The sequence below is a fragment of the Glutamicibacter sp. GQ173 genome, assembly GCF_059759215.1.
The window spans coordinates 231597-256087 of the sequence record NZ_JCAXDT010000002.1 but is presented as its reverse complement, the minus strand read 5'-3'; the positions used below and the strand labels follow the sequence as shown (position 1 = coordinate 256087).

21 protein-coding genes and 1 pseudogene are annotated in these 24491 nt (G+C 62.6%); 19 read left to right on the top strand and 3 right to left on the bottom strand.

Annotated features, from left to right (window positions below; all coding sequences use genetic code 11):
* Window positions 1-66 precede the first annotated feature (66 nt).
* From efp to AC6CHO_RS05040, 16 genes and pseudogenes are all read left to right on the top strand, one after another.
* Window positions 67-627 carry an elongation factor P gene (efp, locus tag AC6CHO_RS05115; protein WP_060701663.1) on the top strand — a complete coding sequence of 187 codons (561 nt, stop codon included), beginning with the start codon at window positions 67-69 and terminating at the stop codon, window positions 625-627.
* Window positions 627-1037, top strand: a complete 411-nt coding sequence (gene nusB / locus AC6CHO_RS05110) for a transcription antitermination factor NusB (protein ID WP_146275173.1) — start codon at window positions 627-629, stop codon at window positions 1035-1037. The genes efp and nusB overlap by 1 nt, the downstream gene beginning before the upstream one ends.
* 121 nt (window positions 1038-1158) lie before the next feature.
* Complete coding sequence (locus AC6CHO_RS05105; protein WP_498214004.1) at window positions 1159-1719, top strand: mycothiol transferase; 561 nt, start codon at window positions 1159-1161, stop codon at window positions 1717-1719.
* A gap of 264 nt (window positions 1720-1983) precedes the next feature.
* Window positions 1984-2553, top strand: coding sequence for a bifunctional pyr operon transcriptional regulator/uracil phosphoribosyltransferase PyrR (pyrR, locus tag AC6CHO_RS05100; RefSeq protein ID WP_498214003.1), 570 nt, complete (start codon window positions 1984-1986; stop codon window positions 2551-2553).
* Window positions 2550-3512 carry an aspartate carbamoyltransferase catalytic subunit gene (locus AC6CHO_RS05095; RefSeq protein WP_060701660.1) on the top strand — a complete coding sequence of 321 codons (963 nt, stop codon included), beginning with the start codon at window positions 2550-2552 and terminating at the stop codon, window positions 3510-3512. Before pyrR ends, AC6CHO_RS05095 begins: the two co-directional genes overlap by 4 nt.
* 11 nt (window positions 3513-3523) lie before the next feature.
* Window positions 3524-4828, top strand: coding sequence for a dihydroorotase (locus AC6CHO_RS05090; protein ID WP_498214002.1), 1305 nt, complete (start codon window positions 3524-3526; stop codon window positions 4826-4828).
* Complete coding sequence (locus AC6CHO_RS05085; protein ID WP_498214001.1) at window positions 4821-5327, top strand: PH-like domain-containing protein; 507 nt, start codon at window positions 4821-4823, stop codon at window positions 5325-5327. The genes AC6CHO_RS05090 and AC6CHO_RS05085 overlap by 8 nt, the downstream gene beginning before the upstream one ends.
* Window positions 5328-6497, top strand: a complete 1170-nt coding sequence (gene carA / locus AC6CHO_RS05080) for a glutamine-hydrolyzing carbamoyl-phosphate synthase small subunit (RefSeq protein ID WP_146275170.1) — start codon at window positions 5328-5330, stop codon at window positions 6495-6497.
* Window positions 6497-9775 carry a carbamoyl-phosphate synthase large subunit gene (gene carB, locus AC6CHO_RS05075; protein WP_498214000.1) on the top strand — a complete coding sequence of 1093 codons (3279 nt, stop codon included), beginning with the start codon at window positions 6497-6499 and terminating at the stop codon, window positions 9773-9775. The genes carA and carB overlap by 1 nt, the downstream gene beginning before the upstream one ends.
* The gene (gene pyrF, locus AC6CHO_RS05070) at window positions 9768-10610 is read left to right on the top strand and encodes an orotidine-5'-phosphate decarboxylase (RefSeq protein WP_498213998.1); all 843 of its coding nucleotides are present in this window, start codon (window positions 9768-9770) and stop codon (window positions 10608-10610) included. The genes carB and pyrF overlap by 8 nt, the downstream gene beginning before the upstream one ends.
* Window positions 10611-10755: 145 nt before the next feature.
* Window positions 10756-11091, top strand: coding sequence for an integration host factor, actinobacterial type (gene mihF / locus AC6CHO_RS05065; RefSeq protein ID WP_013349055.1), 336 nt, complete (start codon window positions 10756-10758; stop codon window positions 11089-11091).
* A gap of 3 nt (window positions 11092-11094) precedes the next feature.
* On the top strand, window positions 11095-11661 hold the full coding sequence (gene gmk, locus AC6CHO_RS05060; protein WP_060701654.1) for a guanylate kinase: 567 nt from the start codon (window positions 11095-11097) through the stop codon (window positions 11659-11661).
* Window positions 11662-11669: 8 nt separating this feature from the next.
* A complete protein-coding gene (rpoZ, locus tag AC6CHO_RS05055; protein WP_146275167.1) occupies window positions 11670-11930 on the top strand; it encodes a DNA-directed RNA polymerase subunit omega in 261 nt (86 codons plus the stop codon).
* A gap of 137 nt (window positions 11931-12067) precedes the next feature.
* A pseudogene (coaBC, locus tag AC6CHO_RS05050) lies at window positions 12068-13300 on the top strand (bifunctional phosphopantothenoylcysteine decarboxylase/phosphopantothenate--cysteine ligase CoaBC); the annotation flags it as partial.
* A 77-nt stretch (window positions 13301-13377) separates the two neighbouring features.
* Window positions 13378-14583, top strand: coding sequence for a methionine adenosyltransferase (metK, locus tag AC6CHO_RS05045; protein WP_060701651.1), 1206 nt, complete (start codon window positions 13378-13380; stop codon window positions 14581-14583).
* A gap of 10 nt (window positions 14584-14593) precedes the next feature.
* A complete protein-coding gene (locus AC6CHO_RS05040) occupies window positions 14594-16555 on the top strand; it encodes a primosomal protein N' family DNA-binding protein (RefSeq protein WP_498213994.1) in 1962 nt (653 codons plus the stop codon).
* Here AC6CHO_RS05040 and AC6CHO_RS05035 read toward each other — a convergent pair.
* Entirely contained in the window at window positions 16552-17433 is an 882-nt protein-coding gene (locus AC6CHO_RS05035; protein ID WP_498213993.1) for an alpha/beta fold hydrolase, read from the bottom strand. The two genes, AC6CHO_RS05040 and AC6CHO_RS05035, sit on opposite strands and share 4 nt — an antisense overlap.
* A gap of 10 nt (window positions 17434-17443) precedes the next feature.
* On the bottom strand, window positions 17444-18451 hold the full coding sequence (locus AC6CHO_RS05030) for a sugar-binding transcriptional regulator (protein WP_498213992.1): 1008 nt from the start codon (window positions 18449-18451) through the stop codon (window positions 17444-17446).
* A gap of 105 nt (window positions 18452-18556) precedes the next feature.
* On the opposite strand from AC6CHO_RS05030, the gene AC6CHO_RS05025 reads away from it, so the two are divergent.
* From AC6CHO_RS05025 to glpK, 3 genes are read left to right on the top strand one after another with little or no spacing between them, the layout of a single operon-like run.
* Window positions 18557-20236 (top strand): glycerol-3-phosphate dehydrogenase/oxidase, encoded by a 1680-nt coding sequence (locus AC6CHO_RS05025; protein ID WP_498213991.1) that lies wholly within the window; start codon window positions 18557-18559, stop codon window positions 20234-20236.
* Window positions 20237-20295: 59 nt separating this feature from the next.
* Window positions 20296-21024, top strand: coding sequence for an MIP/aquaporin family protein (locus AC6CHO_RS05020; RefSeq protein ID WP_498213990.1), 729 nt, complete (start codon window positions 20296-20298; stop codon window positions 21022-21024).
* 17 nt (window positions 21025-21041) lie between these two features.
* Complete coding sequence (gene glpK, locus AC6CHO_RS05015) at window positions 21042-22562, top strand: glycerol kinase GlpK (protein ID WP_498213989.1); 1521 nt, start codon at window positions 21042-21044, stop codon at window positions 22560-22562.
* 92 nt (window positions 22563-22654) lie between these two features.
* Here glpK and AC6CHO_RS05010 read toward each other — a convergent pair whose 3' ends face one another.
* The gene (locus AC6CHO_RS05010; protein ID WP_498213988.1) at window positions 22655-24487 is read right to left on the bottom strand and encodes a hypothetical protein; all 1833 of its coding nucleotides are present in this window, start codon (window positions 24485-24487) and stop codon (window positions 22655-22657) included.
* Between the last annotated feature and the right edge of the window lie 4 nt (window positions 24488-24491).

Sequence of the window (24491 nt, the reverse complement as noted above, 5' to 3'; positions counted from 1 at the left end):
GTAAACTTGTAGATGGATTTTTGATAATGCCAGCGCATGCTGGTGTCAATAGAGGATTGAGGAAACGTGGCGGATACAACTGACATTAAAAATGGCGTAGTTCTGAAGATCGAGGGCCAGCTCTGGACCATCATCGACTTCCAGCACGTCAAGCCAGGCAAGGGCGGCGCTTTCGTCCGCACCAAGATGCGCAACGTGATGAGCGGCAAGGTGGTCGACAAGACCTACAACGCCGGAACCAAGATCGAAACCGCAACTGTTGACCGCCGCGATTACCAGTACCTCTACCAGGATGGCGACGACTACGTCTTCATGAACCTGGAAGACTACGACCAGATCACCGTCCCGGGCGAAACCGTGGGCGAGACCGCTGGCTACATGCTGGAAAACCAGGAACTGACCATCGCCATGCACGATGGCAGCCCGCTGTACCTGGAACTGCCAGCTTCGGTCGTTCTGGAAATCACCTACACCGAGCCTGGCCTGCAGGGCGACCGCTCCTCGGCCGGCACCAAGCCAGCCACCTTGGAAACCGGCAAGGAAATCCAGGTTCCGCTGTTCGTCGAGCAGAACACCAAGGTCAAGGTTGACACCCGCACCGGCGACTACCTGGGTCGTGTCAACTAGTGAGAGCCCGCGCCAAAGCCCGTCGCCGAGCCCTCGAATTCCTGTTTGAGGCTGAAGCCCGCGATGTCGACCCCATGGGTGTTGCCATCTCGCGCCGGGAAAACTCGGACATCGTGCTCAATGAGTACTCGTTGACGATCATCGAAGGCGTCATGGCCCATCTGGACCGCATCGACGAAGTGCTGGAAAGCTACGTCAAGGACTGGACCATCGAGCGCATGCCGGCCGTTGACCGTGCCGCCCTGCGCATCGGCGTATGGGAATTGCTCTACAACGATGATGTTCCCGATGCAGTAGCCGTGGCAGAAGCCGTGGTTAATGTTCGCGAGCTCTCCACCGACGAGTCCCCGGAGTTCGTCAACGGCGTACTGGGCCGGATCCAGAGCGTCAAGGACACCCTGGTCGACTAATATCGTTTCCCAGTCCCAGAGCCTGGGCCGGAACTCCCTTCGCAGGGTTTTCCGGCCCAGGCTTTTTTGCGCCCTGGAAGTCCCCCTTGCCATGTTCGATCTGTCCGGCAAGAATGGCGGGATGAACCACGTACCTGAACGATGGAGCGAATCGGTGCAGCTTCCCGACATGTGGCTGGACCCCGATCAGGACCCCAGGGATACAAACGAGCCGGATCCAGCAGGGGAGCAGGAAACCTACGCCAGATATCTTCGGGATTACCGGCTCACCCTGGAGCTGAAATGCGAAGGCCTGGCGCCCGAGCAGCTGGCCCGGCGCTCTGTGCCTCCCTCGACCATGTCCCTGCTCGGACTCCTGCGCCATCTGGGCGAAGTCGAACGCGACTGGCGCAATTGGATCAGCGACGGCGAGAGAATTGCATCGATCTACGACGGGAACGGTGCGGATTTCGACGGGGTGCGGCCCGAGCCTGAATGCCTCGCCCAAGCGCTGCAGATTCTCCATGAAGAGCAGCATGCCACGGACCAGGTGCTGGAGAACTTCGCGGACCTCGGGCAGCGTGTTGGCAGGGAAGAGGTGATCGTGCGCGAGTTGCAAGTGCACCGGATCGAAGAATATGCCCGTCATTGCGGCCACGCGGATTTGCTGCGCGAATGCATTGACGGGCGCGTGGGGCAATAGCGCACCGGCCCTACCACCGAACAGCTGCCCAGCGGATGTGCCAAAGCCAACAGCAGATGGACCAGAAGCCCGATCCGCGCGCCGATCTGCGGTAAATCGCCGGTGCGCCCGCGGCAGGCACGGCATCAGGTGGCGCATCTCACCGATCATCCAGTGTCATGCATAGCTTTCCGCTAGGGAATCGCTGCCGGCTCGTGATAATTTGAGGTAGCAATATTCCTTTAAATCCCGTCCTGTGAGGCGGAGAAGGGAGAGGTGCACAGCATGAATGAAAATTCAGTGCCAGATGTGTCGCGCACGGTGCTTACCGGCGACGATATCGATCGTGTACTCACTCGCGTGGCTTTCGAGATCATCGAAGCCAATAAGGGCACAGACGACCTTGTGCTCCTGGGCATTCCCAGCCGCGGTTTCCCGCTGGCCCAGCGCTTGGCCCAGCGCATCGCCGCTTCCACTCCCGGCGATCTCGACCCGGCAGCTCTTGTCGGCCAGCTCGACATCACCATGTACCGCGATGACCTCCGCCACTCCACCACGCGCACCCCGTCGCCGACCCGGCTTCCTGCCGGCGGGATCGACGGCAAAGTCGTGGTGCTGGTTGACGACGTGCTCTACTCCGGCCGCACTATTCGCGCCGCACTGGATGCCCTCGCCGACTGGGGCCGTCCGCGCATCGTCCGCCTCGCCGTGCTCGTGGACCGCGGCCACCGCGAACTGCCCATCCGCGCCGACCATGTGGGCAAGAACCTGCCCACCGCCAAGAGCGAAAAGGTGCGTGTGCACCTGGCCGAAATCGACGGAACCAACGAAGTGATGATCGAGGGCGTAGCGTGAAGCACCTGCTATCCACCGCGGATTTGACCCGCGAAGAAGCCATCTCCATCCTGGATATCGCCGAGGAAATGCGCGAATCCGGAACCCGTGCCATCAAGAAGCTGCCGGCGCTGCGCGGACGCACCGTGGTGAACCTCTTCTTCGAGGACTCCACCCGAACCCGCATCTCCTTCGAGGCTGCCGCCAAGCGCCTGAGCGCTGACGTCATCAACTTCTCCGCGAAGGGATCGAGCGTCTCCAAGGGCGAATCGCTGAAGGACACCGCGCAGACCCTGCTGGCCATCGGCGCCGACGCGGTAGTCATCCGCCACCCGGACTCGGGGGCCCCGGCCCGCCTGGCTGCCACTGATTGGATCGGCCTGCCGATCGTCAACGCTGGCGATGGCACCCACGAACACCCCACCCAGGCGCTGCTGGACGCATTCACCCTGCGCCGCCAGGTGGCCTTGCGCAATGGCACCAGCCCGGCCGGACAGGGCCTGGATGGGCTGAAGGTCGCGATCGTCGGGGATATTCTGCATTCCCGCGTGGCCCGCTCCAACCTCTGGCTGCTGAACACCCTGGGCGCCGAGGTCACCATGGTGGCCCCGCCAACCCTGCTGCCGGTGGGTGCGCACTCCTGGCCCTGCACCATCAGCTACGACCTGGACGCAGTGATCGCGTCGGGCGTTGATGCGCTGATGATGCTGCGTGTCCAGGGCGAGCGCATGAACGCCGCCTACTTCCCGAACCCCCGCGAGTACTCGCGCTACTGGGGGCTGGATGATGCGCGCCTGGGCCAGCTGGACTCCAGCGGCGCCGAAACGCTGATCATGCACCCGGGCCCGATGAACCGGGGACTGGAAATCTCCTCGGCCGCCGCGGATTCACCGCGTTCCACCGTGCTCGACCAGGTCACCAATGGCGTGGCCGTGCGCATGGCCAGCCTCTACATGCTCCTCTCCGGCGACCTGATCTGAAAGAAGAACCCATGAACTACTTGATCCAACAGGCCGCCATCCTCGGCGGCGAAGCCCAGGACGTGCTGATCGTCGACGGGAAGATCGCCCAGATCGGCACCATCGAAGCCAGCGCCGACGTCCAGGTGATTGACGCGAAGAATCTCGTGCTGCTGCCAGGGCTCGTTGATACCCACACCCACTTGCGCGAACCGGGCCGCGAAGATGCCGAAACCGTGGAAACCGGTTCCCAGGCCGCGGCCAAGGGCGGCTACACCGCGGTGCACGCCATGGCCAACTCCACCCCGGTGGCCGATACCGCCGGCGTGGTCGAGCAGGTCTACGAGCTGGGCCGCAAGGCAGGATGGGTGGATGTCCGCCCGGTCGGCGCGGTCACCGTGGGCCTGGCCGGCAAGCAGCTGAGCGAAATCGGCGCCATGGCCGATTCGCGCGCCCAGGTCAAGATGTTCTCCGATGACGGCATCTGCGTCTGGGACCCGCTGCTGATGCGCCGCGCCCTGGAATACGTGAAGGCCTTCGACGGGGTCATCGCCCAGCACGCCCAGGAGCCACGGCTGACCGAAGGCGCCCAGATGAACGAGGGCGAAGTCTCCTCGATCCTGGGCATGCCGGGCTGGCCTGCGGTCGCCGAGGAGTCGATCATCGCCCGCGACGTGCTGCTGGCCGAGCACGTCGGCGCCCGCCTGCACGTGTGCCACGTCTCCACCGCCGGTTCGGTGGAAATCATCCGCTGGGCCAAGGCGCGCGGAATCAACGTCACCGCCGAGGTCACCCCGCACCACCTGCTGCTCACCGATGAGCTGGTGCGCACCTTCGACCCGGTCTACAAGGTCAACCCGCCGCTTCGCCGCGAAGCCGATGTGCAGGCCCTGCGCGCCGGCGTCGCCGATGGCACCATCGACGTGATCGGCACCGACCACGCACCGCACCCTTCCGAGTCCAAGGACTGCGAATGGGGGGCTGCCGCCATGGGCATGACCGGACTGGAAACCGCCCTGTCCATCGTCCAGCACACGCTGGTGGACACCGGGCTGCTGGACTGGGCCGACGTCGCCCGCATCACCTCCGAAGTTCCGGCGCAGATCGGCCGCGTTGCCGACCAGGGCCGCCCGATCGCCGTGGGGGAGCCAGCCAACCTGGCCCTCATGGACCCGGCCGCCCGCTGGACGGTGGACCCCTCGGCCATGGCCACCAAGGGCCGCAATTCGCCGTTCGCCGGCATGCAGCTTCCTGGAGCGGTGCGCGCGACCTTCTTCCACGGCCACCCCACGGTGCTCGATGGCCAGCTGGCAACCCCAAGGGCGGCCCATGCCTGAGGGAGCACTCGGCCCGGTCATCATCACGATTCTGGTCATCATCGCCGGAATCTCGCTGATCCTGATCGGCTGGCGGAACCTCAAGGCCCGCCAGGCGCAGATCCCCGAGCCCTTTGAGGCCTTCGAGGATTCGATCGAACACAGCTTCACCGGAATGTACGTGGCCACCACGAAGTTCGACGACTGGCTCGATCGCATTGCCGTGCACGATCTGGGAGTGCGCACCAACGCCACCTTGGAACTCGGGGCGAGCGGTGTGCATCTGGTCAGGCCGGGCAGCCGCGATGTGCACATTCCATGGGAGCACTTCGATGCGGTCAGGCGATCGAACGGGATGATCGGCAAATTTGTCGAGAAGAACGGGCTGATCGTGATCAGCTGGAATCGTGAAGGCTTCAATTTCGACACCGGATTCCGTCCCCGGTTCTCCGAGGACACCCCCAAGATTTATCAGTTGCTGGCGTCGCATGGCGACGTAAGCCGAGCAGGAGACAAATAAGTGAATTCCCTGAGCAACCTACCAGCCGTGTTGGTACTCGAAGATGGCCGCATCTTCCGCGGGCGCAGCTATGGCGCCGTGGGCACTACCCTGGGTGAAGCAGTCTTCACCACCGGCATGACCGGCTACCAGGAAACCCTGACTGACCCTTCCTACGCGCACCAGATCATCGTGCAGACCTTCCCGCACGTGGGCAACACCGGCGTGAACTCGCAAGACCCGGAGTCCACCCGGATGTGGGCCGCCGGCTACGTGGTGCGCGACGCCGCCCGCCGTCCGAGCAACTGGCGCAGCGAGCGCACCTTGGATGAGGATCTGAAGGAATACGGCATCGTGGGCATCCGCGGCGTGGACACCCGCGCCCTGACCCGCCACCTGCGCGAAGCCGGCGCCATGAAGTCCGGCGTGTTCTCCGGCGAGGCCGCCGCGAAGTCCGATGCCGAGCTGATCGAGATCGTCAAGGCCCAGCCATCGATGGCCGGCCGGAACATCTCCGCCGAAGTTTCGGTGGATTCGGCCTACATCGTCGAGCCGGCCGACCACGGCTACGAGGGCGCTGCCAAGCACACCGTGGCCGCGATCGACCTGGGCATGAAGTCGATGACCCCGCACCGCCTGGCCGAACGCGGCCTGCGCGTGCACGTCTTGCCGCACGATGCGACCCTGGAGGATATCAAGGCCACCGGCGCGAACGGCGTATTCTTCTCCAACGGCCCGGGCGATCCTGCCACCGCCACCAAGCAGGTGGAACTGGTCCGCTCGGTGCTCGACGCCGGCCTGCCGTACTTCGGCATCTGCTTCGGCAACCAGATGCTCGGCCGCGCCCTGGGCTTTGAGACCTACAAGCTGCGCTTCGGCCACCGCGGGATCAACCAGCCGGTGATGGACAAGGCCACCGGCCGCGTGGAAATCACCAGCCAGAACCACGGTTTCGCCGTAGACGCCCCGATCGAGGGCGAACTGACCGCACCGGTCGAGCGCTTCGGCAAGGTGGAGGTTTCGCACTTCTCGCTCAACGACCGCGTGGTCGAAGGCCTGAATTGCCTGGACATCCCGGCCTTCTCCGTGCAGTACCACCCAGAAGCGGCATCTGGCCCCCACGATGCCGCCTACCTCTTTGACCGCTTCATCACCGCGTTGGATTCCGCCGCAGAAAAGGACAGCAAGTAATGCCTAAGCGCACCGATCTGAAATCAGTTCTCGTCATCGGTTCGGGCCCGATCGTCATCGGACAGGCCGCTGAATTCGACTACTCCGGCACCCAGGCACTGCGCGTGCTCAAGGAAGAGGGCCTGCGCGTTGTCTTGGTGAACTCCAACCCGGCGACGATCATGACCGACCCGGAATTCGCCGACGCCACCTACGTGGAGCCGATCACCCCGGAGGTCGTTGAGAAGATCATCGCCAAGGAGCGCCCGGATGCGATCCTGCCTACCCTGGGCGGCCAGACCGCGCTGAATACCGCCATCGCTCTGGACAAGTCCGGCGCCCTGGAAAAGTACAACGTCGAGCTGATCGGCGCGAACATCGAAGCCATCGAGCTGGGCGAGGACCGCGAGAAGTTCAAGGGCGTCGTCGAACGCTGCGGCGCCGAATCGGCCAAGTCCGTGATCGTGCACACCCTGGACGAGGCCTTCGCCGCCGTCGAGGAGCTGAAGTACCCGGTTGTGGTGCGCCCCTCGTTCACCATGGGCGGCCTGGGCTCGGGCATGGCCTACAACGCCGAAGACCTGCGCCGCATCGCGGGAGCCGGCCTGCAGTACTCGCCCACCACCGAGGTGCTCCTTGAGGAGTCGATCCTGGGCTGGAAGGAGTACGAGCTGGAGATGATGCGCGACAAGAACGACAACGTCGTGGTCGTCTGCTCCATCGAGAACTTCGACCCGGTCGGCGTGCACACCGGCGACTCGATCACCGTGGCCCCGGCCATGACCCTGACCGACCGCGAATACCAGAAGCTGCGCGACATCTCCATCGCCGTGATCCGCGAGGTCGGCGTGGACACCGGTGGCTGCAACATCCAGTTCGCCATCGAGCCGGACACCGGCCGCGTGGTGGTCATCGAGATGAACCCGCGCGTTTCGCGCTCTTCCGCGCTGGCTTCCAAGGCCACCGGCTTCGCGATTGCCAAGATCGCCACCAAGCTAGCCGTGGGCTACACGCTGGATGAGATCCCGAACGACATCACCCAGAAGACCCCGGCCTCCTTCGAGCCGGCCCTGGACTACGTGGTCGTGAAGGTCCCGCGCTTCGCCTTCGAGAAGTTCCCGGCAGCGGACAAGACCCTGACCACCACCATGAAGTCGGTCGGCGAGGCCATGGCCCTGGGCCGCAACTTCACCGAAGCCCTGCAGAAGGCCCTGCGCTCCCTGGAGCAGAAGGGCTCGGAGCTGAGCTTCGAAACCATCGACGAATCCGAGCACGAAGCCGTGCTGGCCTCCATCGTGAAGGGCTCCACCGAGCGCCTTTCGCTGGTCCAGCGCCTGCTCTACTCGGGTGTCTCGATCGAGCGCCTCTACGAAGCCACCTCGATTGACCCCTGGTACCTGGACCAGCTGGCCCTGATCAACGAGACCGCGAAGCTGGTGGCGGCCAACAAGGACCTGCCGGTCGAGGTATTGCGCGAAGCCAAGCACCACGGCTTCTCCGATGCACAGCTCGCGCAGCTCACCGGCAAGTCCGAGGCCGTGATTCGCGGCATCCGCCACGCGCTGGGCGTGCGCCCGGTCTACAAGACCGTGGACACCTGCGCCGCCGAGTTCGAGGCCTTCACCCCGTACATGTACTCCTCGTACGACGAAGAGACCGAGCTGGCCACCCACGAGAAGAAGTCGGTCATCATCCTCGGTTCGGGCCCGAACCGCATCGGCCAAGGCATCGAGTTCGACTACTCCTGCGTCCACGCGGTGATGGCGCTGCGCGCTGAGGGCTACGAGACCGTCATGGTCAACTGCAACCCGGAAACCGTCTCCACCGACTACGACATCTCCGACCGCCTCTACTTCGAGCCGCTGACCCTGGAAGATGTCCTCGAGGTCATCCACGCCGAAGAGCAGACCGGCGGAGTGCTCGGCGTGTTCGTGCAGCTCGGCGGCCAGACCCCGCTGAAGCTTGCCGCCGAATTGAAGGCCGCCGGCGTGCCGATCCTGGGCACCTCGCCGGAAGCCATCGACCTGGCAGAACACCGTGGCGCTTTCCAGCGCGTGCTGGATAACGCCGGGCTGATCGCCCCGAAGAACGGCACCGCCGTCTCCTTCGCCGATGCCAAGGCGATCGCCGACTCCATCGGCTACCCGGTGCTGGTCCGCCCTTCCTACGTGCTGGGCGGCCGCGGCATGGAGATCGTGTACGACGAGGCCAACCTCGAGCGCTACATCGCCAACGCCACCGAGATCACCGTGGACCACCCGGTCCTCGTTGACCGCTTCCTGGAAGACGCCATCGAGATCGACGTCGACGCCCTGTACGACGGCACCGACCTGTACGTTGGCGGCATCATGGAGCACATCGAGGAAGCCGGCGTGCACTCCGGGGACTCGGCATGCACCCTGCCTCCGATCACCCTGGGCCCGGATGTGCGCGACCGCGTGAAGGCTGCGACCTTGGCCATTGCCGAAGGCGTGGGAGTGCGCGGCCTGATCAACATCCAGTTCGCGCTGGCATCGGACATCCTGTACGTGATCGAGGCAAACCCCCGCGCCTCGCGCACCGTGCCGTTCACCTCCAAGGCCACCGGGGTGCAGCTGTCCAAGATTGCCGCACTGATCGGCGTTGGCAAGACCCTGGCCGAACTGCGCGGCAGCTACCTGCCGGCCTCCGGCGATGGCGCGCACTTGCCGGACTCGGCACCGATCGCAGTCAAGGAAGCGGTCATGCCATTCGCCCGCTTCCGCACTCCCGAAGGCAAGGTCGTCGACTCGCTACTCGGCCCTGAGATGCGCTCCACCGGTGAAGTGATGGGTATCGACAAGTACTTCGACACCGCCTTCGCCAAGTCGCAGGCCGCGGCGAACAACCCGCTGCCAACCTCCGGCAAGGTCTTCGTTTCGGTCACCAACCGCGACAAGCGCTCGATCGTGCTTCCGGTCAAGCACCTGTCGGACAACGGCTTCGAGATCATCTCCACCGGCGGCACCGCAGAGGTGCTACGCCGCAACGGCATCCCGACCAAGGTTGTGGGCAAGCTGCACGAAGGCGGGGACTCGATCGTCGATCTGATCAACGCCGGCGAAATCGGCCTGATCCTGAACACCCCTTCGGGCTCCGACGCCCGCGGTGACGGCTACGAAATCCGCGCGGCCGCCACCTCGGTGGGCACCCCGGTGATCACCACGGTTGCCGAGTTCGGCGCCTCGGTCCAGGCGATTGACGCCCTGCGTGAATACGCATGGGATGTCACCAGCCTGCAGGAGCACGAAGCCAACCTGACAGCAGCTCGCAATGCCTAGCCCGATCCCATTTGGCGAACGGCTGCGTTCGGCCATGCAGGCTTCCGGCCCGCTGTGTGTGGGAATCGACCCGCACCCGGCGTTGCTGGAAGCCTGGGGGCTGGACGACACGGCCGAAGGCGTGCGATCTTTCTCACTGACCGTCGTCGAGGCAATGGTTGGCGCCGCGGCAATTCTCAAGCCACAGGTTGCCCTGTATGAGCGCTTTGGCTCGGCCGGATTTGCGGTGCTGGAAGAGACATTGGCTGCAGCCAAGTCCGCTGGCCTGCTGACCTTGGCCGATGCGAAGCGCGGAGATATCGGTTCGACCATGGCCGCCTATGCGACCGCGTGGCTCGATGACCGCTCTCCACTGGCTTCGGACGCTGTGACTCTCAGCCCATATTTGGGCTACGAGTCCTTGCGGCCGGCGCTGGATCTGGCTGCCGCCACTGGCAGGGGAGTGTTCGTACTCGGGCTGACTTCCAACCCGGAAGGGCCATCCGTGCAGCACGTCGGCGGTGAAAACTCGGTTGCTAAATCTATTATCGACCAAGTCACCGCAGAAAATTCTGCTGCAGAAGATTTAGGCCACGTTGGGCTTGTCGTCGGAGCAACGATCGGCGACGCGCCTGAGAAGCTGGGAATCGACCTGAAGGCGAGCAAGGCGCCGCTGCTGACACCTGGACTGGGCGCGCAGGGTGCCACAGCCATTGATATCGCCACGTCATTCGCCTCGAGCTACTCGCAGGTGCTCGGCACGAGCAGCCGCGATGTTTTGAAAGAGGGGCCGAATGTAGCGGCGCTTCGTGAGAAAGCGCTGAGGGTTCGCGATGAATTGATCGCCGCCGGCTAGCGAAAATTCCGCTTAGTGACAGAAACGCGTTGTGGCTACTAGAGTTTCTAGTAGCCACAACGCGTTTAGTCTTGCAAAAGCAGCGTTTGAAAGCTATGTTTCTCAACATAGCCTTAGTCAATTACACATTAAGGATGGCTGAACGATGGTACTGCGAGAACTCTCTGACGAAGATCGTATCCGGGCCCGCGCCAAAGCCCTTGCTGCTCGCACACGTCGTGCGGAAATCAAGGCGGAGTTCAGCGCCGGCAAAATTTCCATCACCGAGGTACTAGACTTGGTATACGAAGATGAAGCCGTGGGACGCATGCGTGTCATGGACCTTCTGGAATCGGTGCCGGGCGTAGGCGAAGTACGCGCGGCGAACTTGCTGGAGCGCCTTGGCATTTCACCATCACGCCGCCTGCGCGGATTGGGCCGCAAACAGCGCACCGCAATCACCGAGCACTTCAAGCAAAGCCCGCCAAAAACGAAAGTGTAGTCAATGACCGCTGCGTCGGTAACTGTTCTAGCCGGCCCCACGGCAGTAGGTAAGGGCACCGTCTCCACCTATATCCGTGATAATTATCCAGATGTCTGGCTCTCGGTGTCGGCGACGACCCGAAACGCACGACCAGGGGAACAGGACGGAGTCCACTACTTCTTTGTGGGCCCGGAACGTTTCCATGAACTAGTCGAGGAAGGCCAGATGCTGGAGTGGGCTGTCGTCCACGGCCAGAACAGCTACGGCACGATCCGCTCGACGGTCGAGGATGCAGTAGCAGAAGGCAAAAAAGTTCTGCTGGAGATTGACCTGCAAGGTGCCCGCCAGGTCAAGGAATCGATGCCGGAAGCAAAATTCGTCTTTTTGGCACCACCATCGTGGGAAGAATTGGTGCGCCGGCTTGTTGGTCGCGGCACTGAATCGCCCGAGGAGCAGCAGCGCCGCCTAGAAACCGCTAAACTAGAACTTGCGGCGGAATCAGAATTCGACGTGACCATCGTTAATGACGATGTTGCACGTGCCGCCGAAGAGCTTGTAGCCCTCATGGGGCTAAAGAACGACAAATAGGGAGTCCTGTGTCCAACCCAGAGGGAATCATTAACCCATCGATCGACTCGTTGCTTGAGACCAACGACTCGAAGTACGCCATCGTGCTCAACTCGGCTAAGCGCGCACGCCAGATCAACGCGTACTACGCCCAGCTCAACGAAGGCCTTTTCGAATACGTAGGCCCACTGGTTGAAACCAAGCTGAACGAAAAGCCACTGACCATCGCCTTGCGCGAGCTGGATGAGAGCCTGTTGAAGGTTACTCCCGCCGAGGTCATCGAGGACTAATCGAAAAGTCGGCGCCCTGATCGGGCGCCTTCTTTTTCGTTAAGCACCTTTAACCAAGATCTCAACCCCGGCCTGCCGGTTATGGCAGGGCCGATAGCTATTGTTGAGTTCTCACCGCACAGAAAACTTCGAGGAAGTACTTCGTGAAGCGAATCGTCCTAGGCGTCTCGGCAGGAATTGCCGCCTACAAGTCAGTTCTCCTGTTGCGCTTGCTGCGTGAAGCCGGGCACCACGTCGACGTGATCCCGACTAGCAATGTAGAAAACTTTGTGGGAATTGCCACGTGGGAGGCGCTATCGGGCAACCCCGTGACCGCAAGTGTTTTCGAGGCGGTCGAAAACGTGAATCATGTGCGCCTGGGCCAATTAGCCGACTTGGTGCTCGTTGTCCCGGCAACGGCCGACATCATGGCCAAGGCCTCGGCGGGGATCGCCGATGATCTGCTGACCGGCACCTTGCTGGCAACCCGCGCACCGGTCGTCATGGCTCCGGCCATGCACACCGAAATGTGGCAACACGCGGCAACCCGCAACAATGTGGCCACCCTGCGGGAACGTGGAGTGCGCGTCATTGAGCCGGCATCAGGGCGGCTGACCGGAAAGGATTCCGGACCCGGCCGATTGCCGGAGCCCGAAGAGATCTTCGCGTCCATCCAGGACTTGCTCTCCGAGCCGATCCTGGCCGGCACCTCCGTGCTGATTACAGCTGGCGGCACACGTGAACCGCTGGACCCGGTGCGGTTCCTGGGCAATCGCTCATCAGGCCGGCAGGGTGTTGCCCTGGCCGAAGCAGCACGAGCGGCAGGGGCCGAGGTCACGCTGATCGCCACGCACCTGGAAGTACCGCCACCGCATGGGGTGAACCTCATACACGCATCGAGCGCGCTTGAACTGCGCGAGGCGGTCTTCGAACACGCCCCGGGCAAGGACGTGCTCATCATGAATGCCGCGGTTGCAGACTTCCGGCCAGCGACGATCGAAAACTCGAAAATCAAAAAGCGCGACGATCATTCAGCCCCGGTGATCGAGCTGGTGCGCAACCCCGACATCCTGGCAGAAATAGTCCAGGAACGCGGCACGAGGGCCCAGCTGCCGCCCTTCATCGTCGGCTTCGCCGCGGAGACCGGAGATGACCAGGGAACGGTGCTGGACTACGGCCGGGCGAAACTGCGCCGCAAGGGCTGCGAGATGCTGGTCGTCAACGAGGTCGGCACGACGCTGACCTTCGGCCAGGAAACCAACGCCATTCAGGTGCTCTTTGCCGACGGCAGCGAAGCGGTGCAAGCGGCCGGAAGCAAATTGGATGTGGCCCGCGTAGTCATCGAACAAATTTCCCATGCAATAAAAGGACATGCAGGCGACATCTCGTGAGCTGCGCCATAGGGCGCTTAGTCACGTGTCGTCGCAACAACTGCTTAACGGTCCACCAGACCAGATAGAGTAAAAAGGTGACTTCAACAACCCCTGAACTTCGTCTCTTCACCTCGGAATCCGTAACCGAGGGACACCCGGACAAGATTTGCGATCAAATTTCGGACGCGATCCTCGACGCCATGCTGGCGCAGGATCCGGACTCCAAGGTCGCCGTCGAGACCCTGACCACCACCGGCCTGGTGCATGTGGCAGGAGAGGTGACCACCAACGGCTACGTGGAGATCCCTGAGATCGTCCGCAAGACCATCCTGGACATCGGCTACGATTCCTCCGCGAACGGCTTCGACGGGGCACGCTGCGGCGTGTCGGTGTCCATCGGCCAGCAGTCCCAGGAAATCCACGACGGCGTGTTCAACTCGCTGGAATCGCGCGAAGGCACGGCCAAGGATCCTCGCGACCTGCAGGGCGCGGGAGACCAGGGGCTGATGTTCGGCTATGCCTCGGATGAGACCGAGTCGCTGATGCCGACCCCGATCTTCTTGGCCCACCGCCTTTCCGAGCGACTGACCCAGGTGCGCAAGAACGGCCGCATGCCGCTGCTGCGCCCGGACGGCAAAACCCAGGTCACCATCGGCTACGACGGCGACCAGCCGGTCTCCGTGGACACCGTAGTGGTGTCCAGCCAGCACGCTTCGGAATACGAACTGGCCACCTTGAAGGCCGACCTGCACGAAGAGGTCGTCACCCCCATCCTGGAGCGCTCCGGCTTGGACGTGTCCAACACCAAGATCATCTTGAACCCTTCGGGTCCCTTCATCATCGGCGGTCCGGTGGGCGACGCCGGCCTGACCGGCCGCAAGATCATCGTGGATACCTACGGCGGATTCGCACGCCACGGCGGCGGCGCGTTCTCCGGCAAGGATCCATCGAAGGTGGACCGTTCGGCCGCCTACGCCATGCGCTGGGTAGCGAAAAACGTCGTCGCTGCCGGCCTGGCGCGTCGTGCAGAAGTCCAGGTTGCCTACGCGATCGGCGTGGCACACCCAGTTGGACTCTACGTGGAGACCTTCGGCACCGAAACCGTGGACCCGGCCAAGATCACCAAGGCCATCAACGAAGTCTTCGATCTGCGCCCGCTGGGCATCATCGAAGACCTCGACTTGAAACGCCCGATCTACCGCAAGACCGCTGCCCACGGCCACTTCGGCCGCGAGGACAACGACTTCACCTGGGAGAAGCTGGACCGAGTCGACGCATTGCGCAACTGGTTCAACGCCTAGGAACTGCCGAGTGCAGCAAGATGCCCTCATCGCAGCACCCGAGCCGACCCGCATCAAGCGGGTTGCCCGGGTGCTGATTGATTCTTCCGTCCCGCACCTGGACCGGTTGTTCGACTACGAGGTTCCGGCTTCGATGGAACAGCAGGCGGTGCCCGGGATCAGGGTGAAGGTTCCTTTTGGCCCGCAGCAATTGGCGGGATTCATCGTCGAGATCCTCCAGGACCACGCCACCACGATGAAATTGCGGCCGCTGGCCAAGATCGTCAGCGACCAGGTAGCGCTCTACCCGGAGGTCGTTGCCGCGGCAAGCGACATTGCCGCGCGATATGCCGGGACACTGTGGGACGTAGTGCGCTCGGCCGTGCCCGCCAGGGCCGCGAAGGTCGAAAAAGAAGAACTTCAAACAACAGCGCCTGTTTTGCCCCAGGGACCAAATCAGCTTGAAATCTACGAGCACGGCCCCCAGGCACTGGAAGCCTGGGGAACCGGCAAAACGCTTCGTGCCGTCGCTACCTGGGTGCCCAATGTGGACGGATTCTGGCCCAAGTTCCTCTTGGATGCCTGCCGTCCGGTACTTGAGCGCGGCAAGCGCGTCCTGCTGGTCGTCCCCGATGCCCGGGATCTGAAAATCCTCGGCGGCTACCTGGACGACGAGTACGGGGCTGAATGCTATGCGCGCTTGCAGGCCGATGACGGGCCCACGCCCAGATACCGCAATTACCTTCGCGCCATCGGCGGCAATGTCCAGATCGTGATCGGCACCCGTTCTGCGGCTCTGTGCCACGTACCGGATCTGGAACTGATGATCGTCTGGCAGGACGGCGATCAATCGCATCGCGAACAGCGTGCTCCCTATCAACACAGCAGGGAAGTGGCCCTGCTGCGCAGCGCGCAGGCAGGTATTTCGCTGCTGATCGCCGCGCCATCGCGATCGGTCGAAGCGCAACGCCTGGTTGCCACCGAGTGGGCCATCGAGCTGAAATTGCCACGCGGCTTGCTGCGTGCGCACACCGCCCGGGTCGTCGCCACCACTAATGACTTCGAGCTGGAGCGCGATCCGATGCTGGCTCGCGCCCGCATTCCGTCCGTGGCATGGCGTGAAGCGACGAAGGCACTGGATTCCGGCCCGGTACTGGTGCAGGTGGCACGGACCGGATTTGTGCCGGCGGTGTCCTGCCAGGATTGCCGCATGCTGGCTCGTTGCACGATCTGCCAGGGCCCTTTGCATATTGCCGGCAAGCAGTCGCATGTGGCCTGCCGCTGGTGCGGCGAGCAGTTCCATGACTACCGCTGCCAGAATTGCGGCTCGCCGAGGATCCGGGCTGCCAGCATCGGCGCCGAGCGCACGGCCGAAGAACTGGGCCTGGCCTTTCCGAAGGTCGCTGTTATTTCCTCCACCGGAGCAAAGCCAGTAGAAAAAGTTCCCGGAAAACCGGCGCTCATCGTGGCCACGCCGGGAGTCGAACCGATAGCTGAAGGCGGCTACAGCGCGGTGCTGCTGCTCGATGCCGACAAAATGCTCGCCCATGACTCGCTGCGCAACGCCGAAGAAGTCCTCGCCCGCTGGTTTACCGCGGCCTCCATGGCCAACAGCGACGGAGTGGTCGTGCTTACTGGCAATCCGAGCCCAGCCGGTGCGAGCCTGGTGCGCTACGACCCGTCGAGCTTCGCCGAACGCGAGCTGGCTGAGCGCCGTGAAGTCGGGCTGCCACCGGCCGTGCGCAGTGCCGTGATCAGCGGGCCGGGAGCGCAACGCCTGATCGCCGCGCTCGATGTTCCCACGCGCGCCCGCGTGCATATCCATGGCCCGACGGTTATCGACGGCCCGCCGATAGAGCATCGCTACGTGCTGTTCTTCTCCTACGCCGACGGCCATGAGGTCACCAGAGCCCTGCGCCACCTGAGATCAAGCATGTCAGCGGCCAAGGATCCGCTGGTGAATATCGCGATCGACCCGGACAGCGTACTTTAGTTGCCGCTGGGCAGGCTGCGCAACGACCGCAGGAAGGCATTTATTTCGCGGGCGGTTTCCGGAGCCTTTTCGTAGTGGATCAAGTGCCCGACCCGGTCGAGCATAACCAATTGCGCGCGAGCGAAGCTCTTGCGCAGCTCCTCCTGGGTTTGCGGGGTGCCGAGCTCGTCCTGCATGCCGCCGATCATCAGCGTCGGCAACGTGATCCGGGGGGAGTAGTGGCCGACCGTGGAGCTGATGGAGGCCCGGTAGGCCTGGGCCAAGGTGCTGCGAGAGTGGAAACCGCCGAAGTACCACCGATGCTGCTCGCGCACATAGCGGCGGATCTGCGGATCCTTGCTCTTGGTCATCACAAAGCTCATCGCATCGCTGAAAAGGCTGGAGCGAAGCAGCGGCTCGGCGATGCTCGCCGGAAGCTTGGCGCAGACCGCGTAATAGGCGCTGGTGACTTTGGCCAGCAGCGCTTGCGAGGAGTCCAGCGCGGGCTCGGAGATCGGGTTGAGCAGCAGCAGCGATGCAAAGGGCCGAACCGTTGCCAATTTCGCGGCGACGATCGAACCGAAAGAATGGCCGAGCAGGTGGATGCTGTCATCCAACTTCAGCTCATCCGCCAGCGCGTCGAGCAGCTGGGCGTACCCGTCGACGTCGTGCTCCATGAGAGTCATGGACGTCGAGGCGCCAAAACCCGGCAGATCGGGAACGATCACCGTGTAGTTTTCCAGGTGGTCCACGATCCGGGCCAAGCCGTGGTGGTCGCCGCGGAAACCGTGGACCGCAAAAATCACGCCGCGTGCAGGTTCTTGCGCCACCGTTGTGAAGACGCGCAGTTCGGCGCCGTGGAGGCGATGCGTGGACACGAGTTGTTCTCTTTGCAGCATGGCTAAAATCCTACCCGTCCAAAAGCGCCAGCGCCGTGCCCTCGTCGATGACGAGGTCGGTGATCAGCCCTCCCTTCAACGCAGCACGCACCGCTTCAAGCTTCCCGCGCCCGGCAACCACGCAGAAGCGGGTCGGCACCCGGAGCAGGGAATCCAGCGCGGGACCGGTCGAGCGGGCGTTGAGGGAGATGTTTGAGCTGTTCCCGTCCTTGTCGAAGAACACGGTAGCCACATCGCCCACCACTCCCATCTCCCGCAACTCCTGGGTCTCGCTCTTGGTCAGATACCCGCCGCGGTACACCTGGGAGATGACCGCCGAACCAGCTGAACCCAACGAGAAGACTGCCAGGTTCATCTCTTGCTGCACTTCAAGCACACGCCTGATCGACGTTTCCTGCCACATGGCTTCACGGGTGGACGCGCGATCAAAAAATGCGGGCACCGGGAACTGCTCGGTCCGCGCGGTGAAGGCATGGCCAAAGCGGGTGAGGATGTCGCTGGCGTAGCTGACGCCGCTGCTGACTGGATTGGCGGCGCCATTGAGCTGCACAATTTTCGTGTCATGGGTCGGATGGGATGCCAATGCCGTGGATACCGCCTGCATGGTGGATCCCCACGCGACACCAACGGTCATCGAGGAGGAGACGAGATCGCCGAGCAAGTAGGCCGCGTGCGCCGAGACGCGAGCGAGCAATTCGGAATCTGGCATGGACCCGTCGGTGGGCACCACGTTGAAAGTCACCCCGTAGTGTTCGGAGAGCTGGTTTCCCAGCAGGGCAGACATGTTGGCGCTGGGGGTGATGCTGATCGAAACCATGCCGGTGCGCTTGGCGTGAGTGAGCAGGCGGGAGACCGTGGAACGCGAAGTCCCCAGCTCCTTGGCTATCACTTCCATCTTCATGTCCTGCAGGTAGTACAGCTGGGCCGCCCGCAAAGCGTCCTTGGCCCTGGGCGTGGTGTGCACAGATGTGCCAGTCACGCCACGCTTGTAGGGTCCCCCGGATGGAATTTTCTTCATCAATCTGACCATTTCTGCACGTTTGTGCATTTTGTTTGACCGATTTGCCGTTCACTCACAAGACTAGCCTCAGACTCATTCAATTGTTACAAAGGGGCACACATCGTGATTCGGGAACAGCTATCCAAACTGCGTGAACGCCCGCAAGCGCGGGTACTGGTAGTTGGCGGCGGCATCAACGGCGTAGCGACTTTCCGCTACCTGGCCATGCAGGGAATCGACGTCGCGCTGATTGAACGCGGCGACTACAGCCAGGGTGCCTCCGGCGCCAGTTCGCATATGATCCATGGCGGCATCCGCTACCTGGAGAACGGCGAATTCCGCCTGGTGCACGAATCCGTGCAGGAACGCAATTCCCTGCTGGAAATCGCGCCCCACTACGTGAAGCCGCTGCAAACCACGATCCCGATCTTCTCCACCTTCTCCGGCATCCTCAGCGCACCGACGCGCTTCCTCACGCACAAATCGGGAAAGCCGACCGAGCGCGGCGCGGCACTGATCAAAGCCGGCCTGATCATGTACGACGTGTTCGCCGGCATCGGCGGCCGCAACACCCCGTGGCACAGCTTCAAGTCCGGCAAGGCAGCCCGCAAGGACCTGCCAGAATTGCGCGATGATGTGAAGTACACCGCAACCTACTTCGACGCATCGGTGCACAACCCGGAACGCCTCACCCTGGATGTGCTGCGCGAAGGCCTGAACGCCAACGATCAGGCCCGAGCCACCAATTACGTTGAACTCGCCGGAGTTGACGGCGGCACCGCCAAGCTGCGCGATGTCCTGACCGGCGACGAATTCGACTTTGACGCCGAAGTGATCATCAACGCGACCGGCGCATGGGTTGATTTGACCAATAAGGAATTGGGCCGCGAAACCAAATGGACCGGCGGCACCAAGGGATCGCACATCGTGCTCGATCACCCGGAACTGCTCGAAGCCACCGGCGGCCGCGAAATCTTCTTCGAACACGAAGACGGCCGCATTGTCTTGATCTACCCGATGCTCGGGCGAGTGCTGGTAGGCACCACCGACCTAGAACACGACATGAACGAACCAGCAGTATGCACCGACGAAGAAGTCCAGTACTTCTTCGACCTGATCCACCACGTGTTCCCAGGCATCAAGGCCACCGAAGACCAGATCGTCTACAAGTTCTCCGGAGTGCGCCCGCTGCCAAATCATGACGACACCGCGCCGGGCTTTGTATCGCGCGACTACCAGGTCAAGGAAACGCGCCTGACCGACAAGACCACCATGCTTTCGCTGATCGGCGGAAAGTGGACGACCTTCCGCGCACTGAGCGAGAATTTGGGCGGCCAAGCCCTGGCGTTCCTGGGCGAGCGCCAAGTGCAGTCGACTGCTGGCGTGCCCATCGGCGGCGGCAAGAACTTCCCTGCCAATGAAGGCGCACTGGCCGCCTGGTACGCGGCCCGCGAATCCAAGGCCTCGCGTGATCGCCTGCGGGTATTGCTTGAGCGCTACGGCACCCGGGCCGACCACGTCCTGGAGCAGCTGGGTAACAAAGAGCAGATGCTGGAGCACACCGACGAGCTCTCGTGCCAGGAAATCACCTACATGGCAAACAATGAGCAGGTCGGCCGCTTGATCGACGTTTTCATCCGCCGCACCAACCTGGCCTTCCGCGGCTTGGTGACAAAGAATTTGGTCATCGAGGTAGCCAACTGCCTAGCTGACCCAATGGGTTGGGACCAGTCCCAGCTGCAAACCGAAATCGACCATTCGCTCTCGGTTCTCGCAGATAGCCACGGAGTGATCCTGGGCTAATCTGCCACGTGGCCGGCGGCAAATAGCCTCCGGCAGTCGAAATCACTAAGAGGTCAAAGATGTCCACTCACGTGTTTCTTGCCGAGCTTGTCGGCACTTTCATTCTCCTGTTGATGGGTGGCGGCGTCTGCGCGAACGTTGCCCTGAAGGGAACCCTCGGGAGTGCCGCAGGCTGGGTCGCCATCAGCTTCGGCTGGGGCCTTGCCGTTTACTGCGGCGTCTGGATCGCCGGCATTTCCGGAGCCCACCTGAACCCGGCTGTCACCCTGGGTCTGCTGGTTAACCAGGATGTCGCCGAATACGCACCCGGCGTTGCCAAAACCCTGGCCAATACCTTGCTGTACTTCCTGGCGCAATTTATTGGCGCCTTCCTCGGAGCCGTCGGCACCTGGCTGACGTACAAGAAGCATCTGGATGATCCGCAGAACGCAGGCACCCAGCTAGGTGTTTTCTCCACCGGACCGGCCATCCGCTCCTACGGTTGGAACCTGGTCACCGAAATTTTCGGTACCTTCGTCCTGGTGTTCGTGATCGCAGGACTGGGTCACACTCCTAATGAGCTTGGCCCGCTGGCCGTTGCGCTATTGGTTGTTGCCATTGGCCTGTCCCTGGGCGGTCCTACCGGTTACGCTATTAACCCATTCCGTGACCTTGGCCCACGCGTTGCGCACGCCGTTTTGCCGATCAAGGGCAAGGGCTCCTCGGACTGGGCCTACTCGTGGGTTCCATTGGCCGGACCAGCAATCGGCGGTATCCTTGGCGGACTTGTTGCCGCTCTAATGTTCTAGAAAGAGAGCAGTAAATCATGAGTGAAAAATTTGTCATAGCCATTGACCAGGGCACAACCAGCTCCCGTGCAATTGTCTTCAACCACGCAGGCGACGTGCACTCGGTCGGTCAACTTGAACACGAACAGATCTTCCCAGCCGCCGGTTGGGTAGAACACGATCCTGCCGAAATCTGGAACAACGTGCGCGAGGTGATCGGCCAGGCACTGTCTAAAGCCAATCTGACCCGTCACGACATCGAGGTCGTTGGCATTACCAACCAGCGCGAAACCACCGTCGTTTGGGACAAGACCACTGGCGAAGCAGTCTACAATGCCATCGTATGGCAGGACACTCGCACCCAGGACATCGTCGACGAGCTGGCAGCTGACGGCGGCGTCGACCGCTACAAGGAAACTGTGGGCCTCCCACTGGCAACCTACTTCGCGGGAACCAAGATCAAGTGGATCCTGGACAACGTGGAAGGTGCTCGCGAGCGTGCCGAAGCTGGTGACCTGCTTTTTGGAACCACCGACAGCTGGGTTCTGTGGAACCTGACCGGTGGCACCGACGGCGGTGTACACGCCACCGACGTGACTAACGCTTCGCGCACCCTGTTCATGGACTTGAAGACCCTGCAGTGGGATGAGAAGATCCTCGCTGATTTTGGTGTTCCTCTTTCGATGATGCCTGAAATTCGTTCTTCTTCCGAGGTGTACGGCAACGTGCACACCAATCAGTTGCTGCGCGAAGTGCCGGTAGCCGGCATCCTCGGCGACCAGCAGGCGGCCACCTTCGGACAGGCAGCATTCACTGCGGGTACTGCGAAGAACACCTACGGCACCGGCTGCTTCCTGATCTTCAACACCGGCACCGAAATCGTGAACTCGACCAATGGCCTTCTGACCACCATGGCCTACAAGCTCGGCGATGCCAAGCCGGTATACGCACTGGAAGGATCGATTGCCGTAGCCGGATCCCTGGTCCAGTGGCTGCGCGACAACATCGGCATGATCTCCTCCGCACCGGAAATCGAAGAGCTGGCAGCCAAGGTGGAAGACAATGGCGGCGTGTACGTGGTGCCGGCATTCTCCGGATTGTTTGCTCCGTACTGGCGTTCGGATGCCCGTGGTGCCATTGTCGGCCTGACGCGATTTGCCAACAAGAACCACATTGCCCGTGCCGCATTGGAGGCCACCGCGTTCCAGACACGCGAGGTCCTGGATGCTGTGAACGCCGACGCCGAAGTCCCACTGACCGAACTCAAGGTCGATGGCGGCATGGTTGCCAACGAGGCGCTGATGCAGTTCCAGGCCGATATCTTGGGTGTACCGGTGGTTCGCCCGAAGGTTACCGAAACCACTGCCTTGGGTGCGGCCTATGCTGCCGGATTGGCTGTGGGCTTCTGGAAGGATTTGGGCGAGTTGGAAGCCAACTGGTCTGAGGACAAGCGCTGGGAGCCAACCATGGATGAACAAGCGCGCGAGCGCAACCTGCGTCTGTGGAAGAAGGCCGTGACCCGCACCTTCGATTGGGTCGACGAGGACACCAAGGCCTAATCGCTGACTCTTGCTAAAGAGTTGAGCACGAAATGACGCCCGAACCTGCCAAGGTTCGGGCGTCGTCGCGTTCAGCCAGCTTGCGCAGGACTCTAGGGGGACCCATCAAGATCCGTGCCGGTTTTGCCTTCCGTGGCCGGAGGCGTGGGATCGGCAGGCTCCGCGGGCTGGGTTCGGGCAGGGCAGTCCCCAGCCTGGAGCGCTCCCCAGTAGGTGTTGCGCCGGGGTTTCTGTTCCGGATCGAGGTGTTCGGGCAGGATCACATGCGGCAGGCCGTCGACGTCGACAACCTTGAGCTGGTCCGCATGCCGCTGATGATGACCGGTCGTGCACAGCCCGGCTCCCGACCAGACACTGGTTTCACCGCCCTCGGACCACGGCACGTCATAGTGGTCGACCTCGGTGTTCTCGGGCGGGGTAGTGCAGTCGGGCACAATGCATCCCCGATCCCGGGCCATGATGGCCGTTCTGATCGCTCCTTTGTGGAAACGCTGTGATCGTCCCATGTCCAGGGGCTGGCTGTTTGATCCCAGCACCAGCGGGATGATTCGCGCGTGGGCCAATAGCCGTCGAAGTTCGCCGGGCGGAATATCAACTCCATGGGCGCTGACGCCATGTGCCTCGGCCAGATTCTGCAAGTCGCTGAGCCACATGTACACCAGCACCTTCGGGACAATGTTCTTCTGCTTGCCCGGGGTAGCGCTGGCAGCAAGAATCGCCATGAGGGCGTTGAGCCGGCGCCCTGCTGCGTCCGGTGCCTGCTGGTCGGCGGGCCCTGCCTGGGATTGCGTGTCATTGGGGGTTCCAGCAACGTCTTCGGCGGCGGTTTCGTGCTCGGCAGCATTTCCGCTGCCGTCAGCCGTTTCGCTGCGGGCCCAATCAGGCATCGGCTGATCGCTGATCAGCCAGTCTGGTGTTGGCGGCGCGGGGCAGTTTTGCTCCTGGCCGGCGGCAGTGTCATTTTCCTGCGGAGGCTCATCCGGATCGGAAGACGCCGACCTGGAATTTGCCGGCTTGCGCGCTGCCTTGCCCGCCTCGGTGCGCGGATTGCCCGACTGCGCGGCCATGGAATGGAGGATCTCGGCTTGTGAAGCATCGGTGCGCAGGTGGAAAGTGTGCACACCGCCAATCACCTTGCCGATGAAGAAACCGAGCTTGGGCGGGATGATCATTCCGTGGGTTTCCCTGTACTGATTGATCTGGGCGCCGATCTGCTTGCGGGCTGCATTGGGGCCAAGCTCAGCCAGGGCTTGCGCGGCGCTCTCCTCGAGCAGCTGGCCATCGGTTCCGCGGGCACGCAATGGGGCAGGCACCCCGTCAAAGGTCGTATCCCCGGGTTCCAGCTTCTCCAGTTGGCGCGAAATCTGCGCGATCCTGCGCCGATCGACGCTGCCCTGGGCAAAGAGCTCGGCAAGGTGATCAAAGCGCGGTGCGCATTCTTCCCCGCTGGCAGTCCGCCGGCCGATGAGCAAATGGGCATCGTCGATGCGGCGCTGCGCCTCAAAGTAGCTGATGCCCAGCCAGGCGGCGATGAGTTCTTCCGCGTTGTTGTAGCAGGTCCGGCCGCTGGCCAGCTGAGGCGGTTGCGCAAGGCAGGCGTCCAGTTCCGCCTGGGGCCGCCCGGGCAGCTTTCGCAGCGTGTCCAGCGTGGACAGGCTCAATGCGTGGGCGGCGGTCAGTTCGGCATCAAAGGCCAGCGCGATTTTCTGGAAATGCGCCAGCTGCTCGACCTGTTCGACGAGCTGGAGGTTCAGCAGCACCAGGCGGGGGTCCTTGCTTTGGTGGACGAGCCGCCCGATCGCCGTCAGGATCGACAGGCACATGGTGCCCAGCTCGAGCAGCATGGCGGAGGTGAGCTGGGACCCCAGTTTCCAGGGACCCTGGCACATCTCGCGCATGGCGGCCAAGAGGGCGGTGGTCTTCATGTGC

Excerpts from the sequence above, each read along its gene's own strand:
- AC6CHO_RS05105 (WP_498214004.1), top strand. The coding sequence starts at position 1,159 with ATGAACCACGTACCTGAACGATGGAGCGAATCGGTGCAGCTTCCCGAC.
- pyrR (WP_498214003.1), top strand. The coding sequence starts at position 1,984 with ATGAATGAAAATTCAGTGCCAGATGTGTCGCGCACGGTGCTTACCGGC.
- AC6CHO_RS05090 (WP_498214002.1), top strand. The coding sequence starts at position 3,524 with ATGAACTACTTGATCCAACAGGCCGCCATCCTCGGCGGCGAAGCCCAG.
- AC6CHO_RS05085 (WP_498214001.1), top strand. The coding sequence starts at position 4,821 with ATGCCTGAGGGAGCACTCGGCCCGGTCATCATCACGATTCTGGTCATC.
- carB (WP_498214000.1), top strand. The coding sequence starts at position 6,497 with ATGCCTAAGCGCACCGATCTGAAATCAGTTCTCGTCATCGGTTCGGGC.
- pyrF (WP_498213998.1), top strand. The coding sequence starts at position 9,768 with ATGCCTAGCCCGATCCCATTTGGCGAACGGCTGCGTTCGGCCATGCAG.
- mihF (WP_013349055.1), top strand. The coding sequence starts at position 10,756 with ATGGTACTGCGAGAACTCTCTGACGAAGATCGTATCCGGGCCCGCGCC.
- gmk (WP_060701654.1), top strand. The coding sequence starts at position 11,095 with ATGACCGCTGCGTCGGTAACTGTTCTAGCCGGCCCCACGGCAGTAGGT.
- AC6CHO_RS05035 (WP_498213993.1), bottom strand. The coding sequence starts at position 17,433 with ATGCTGCAAAGAGAACAACTCGTGTCCACGCATCGCCTCCACGGCGCC.
- AC6CHO_RS05030 (WP_498213992.1), bottom strand. The coding sequence starts at position 18,451 with ATGAAGAAAATTCCATCCGGGGGACCCTACAAGCGTGGCGTGACTGGC.
- AC6CHO_RS05020 (WP_498213990.1), top strand. The coding sequence starts at position 20,296 with ATGTCCACTCACGTGTTTCTTGCCGAGCTTGTCGGCACTTTCATTCTC.
- glpK (WP_498213989.1), top strand. The coding sequence starts at position 21,042 with ATGAGTGAAAAATTTGTCATAGCCATTGACCAGGGCACAACCAGCTCC.
- AC6CHO_RS05010 (WP_498213988.1), bottom strand. The coding sequence starts at position 24,487 with ATGAAGACCACCGCCCTCTTGGCCGCCATGCGCGAGATGTGCCAGGGT.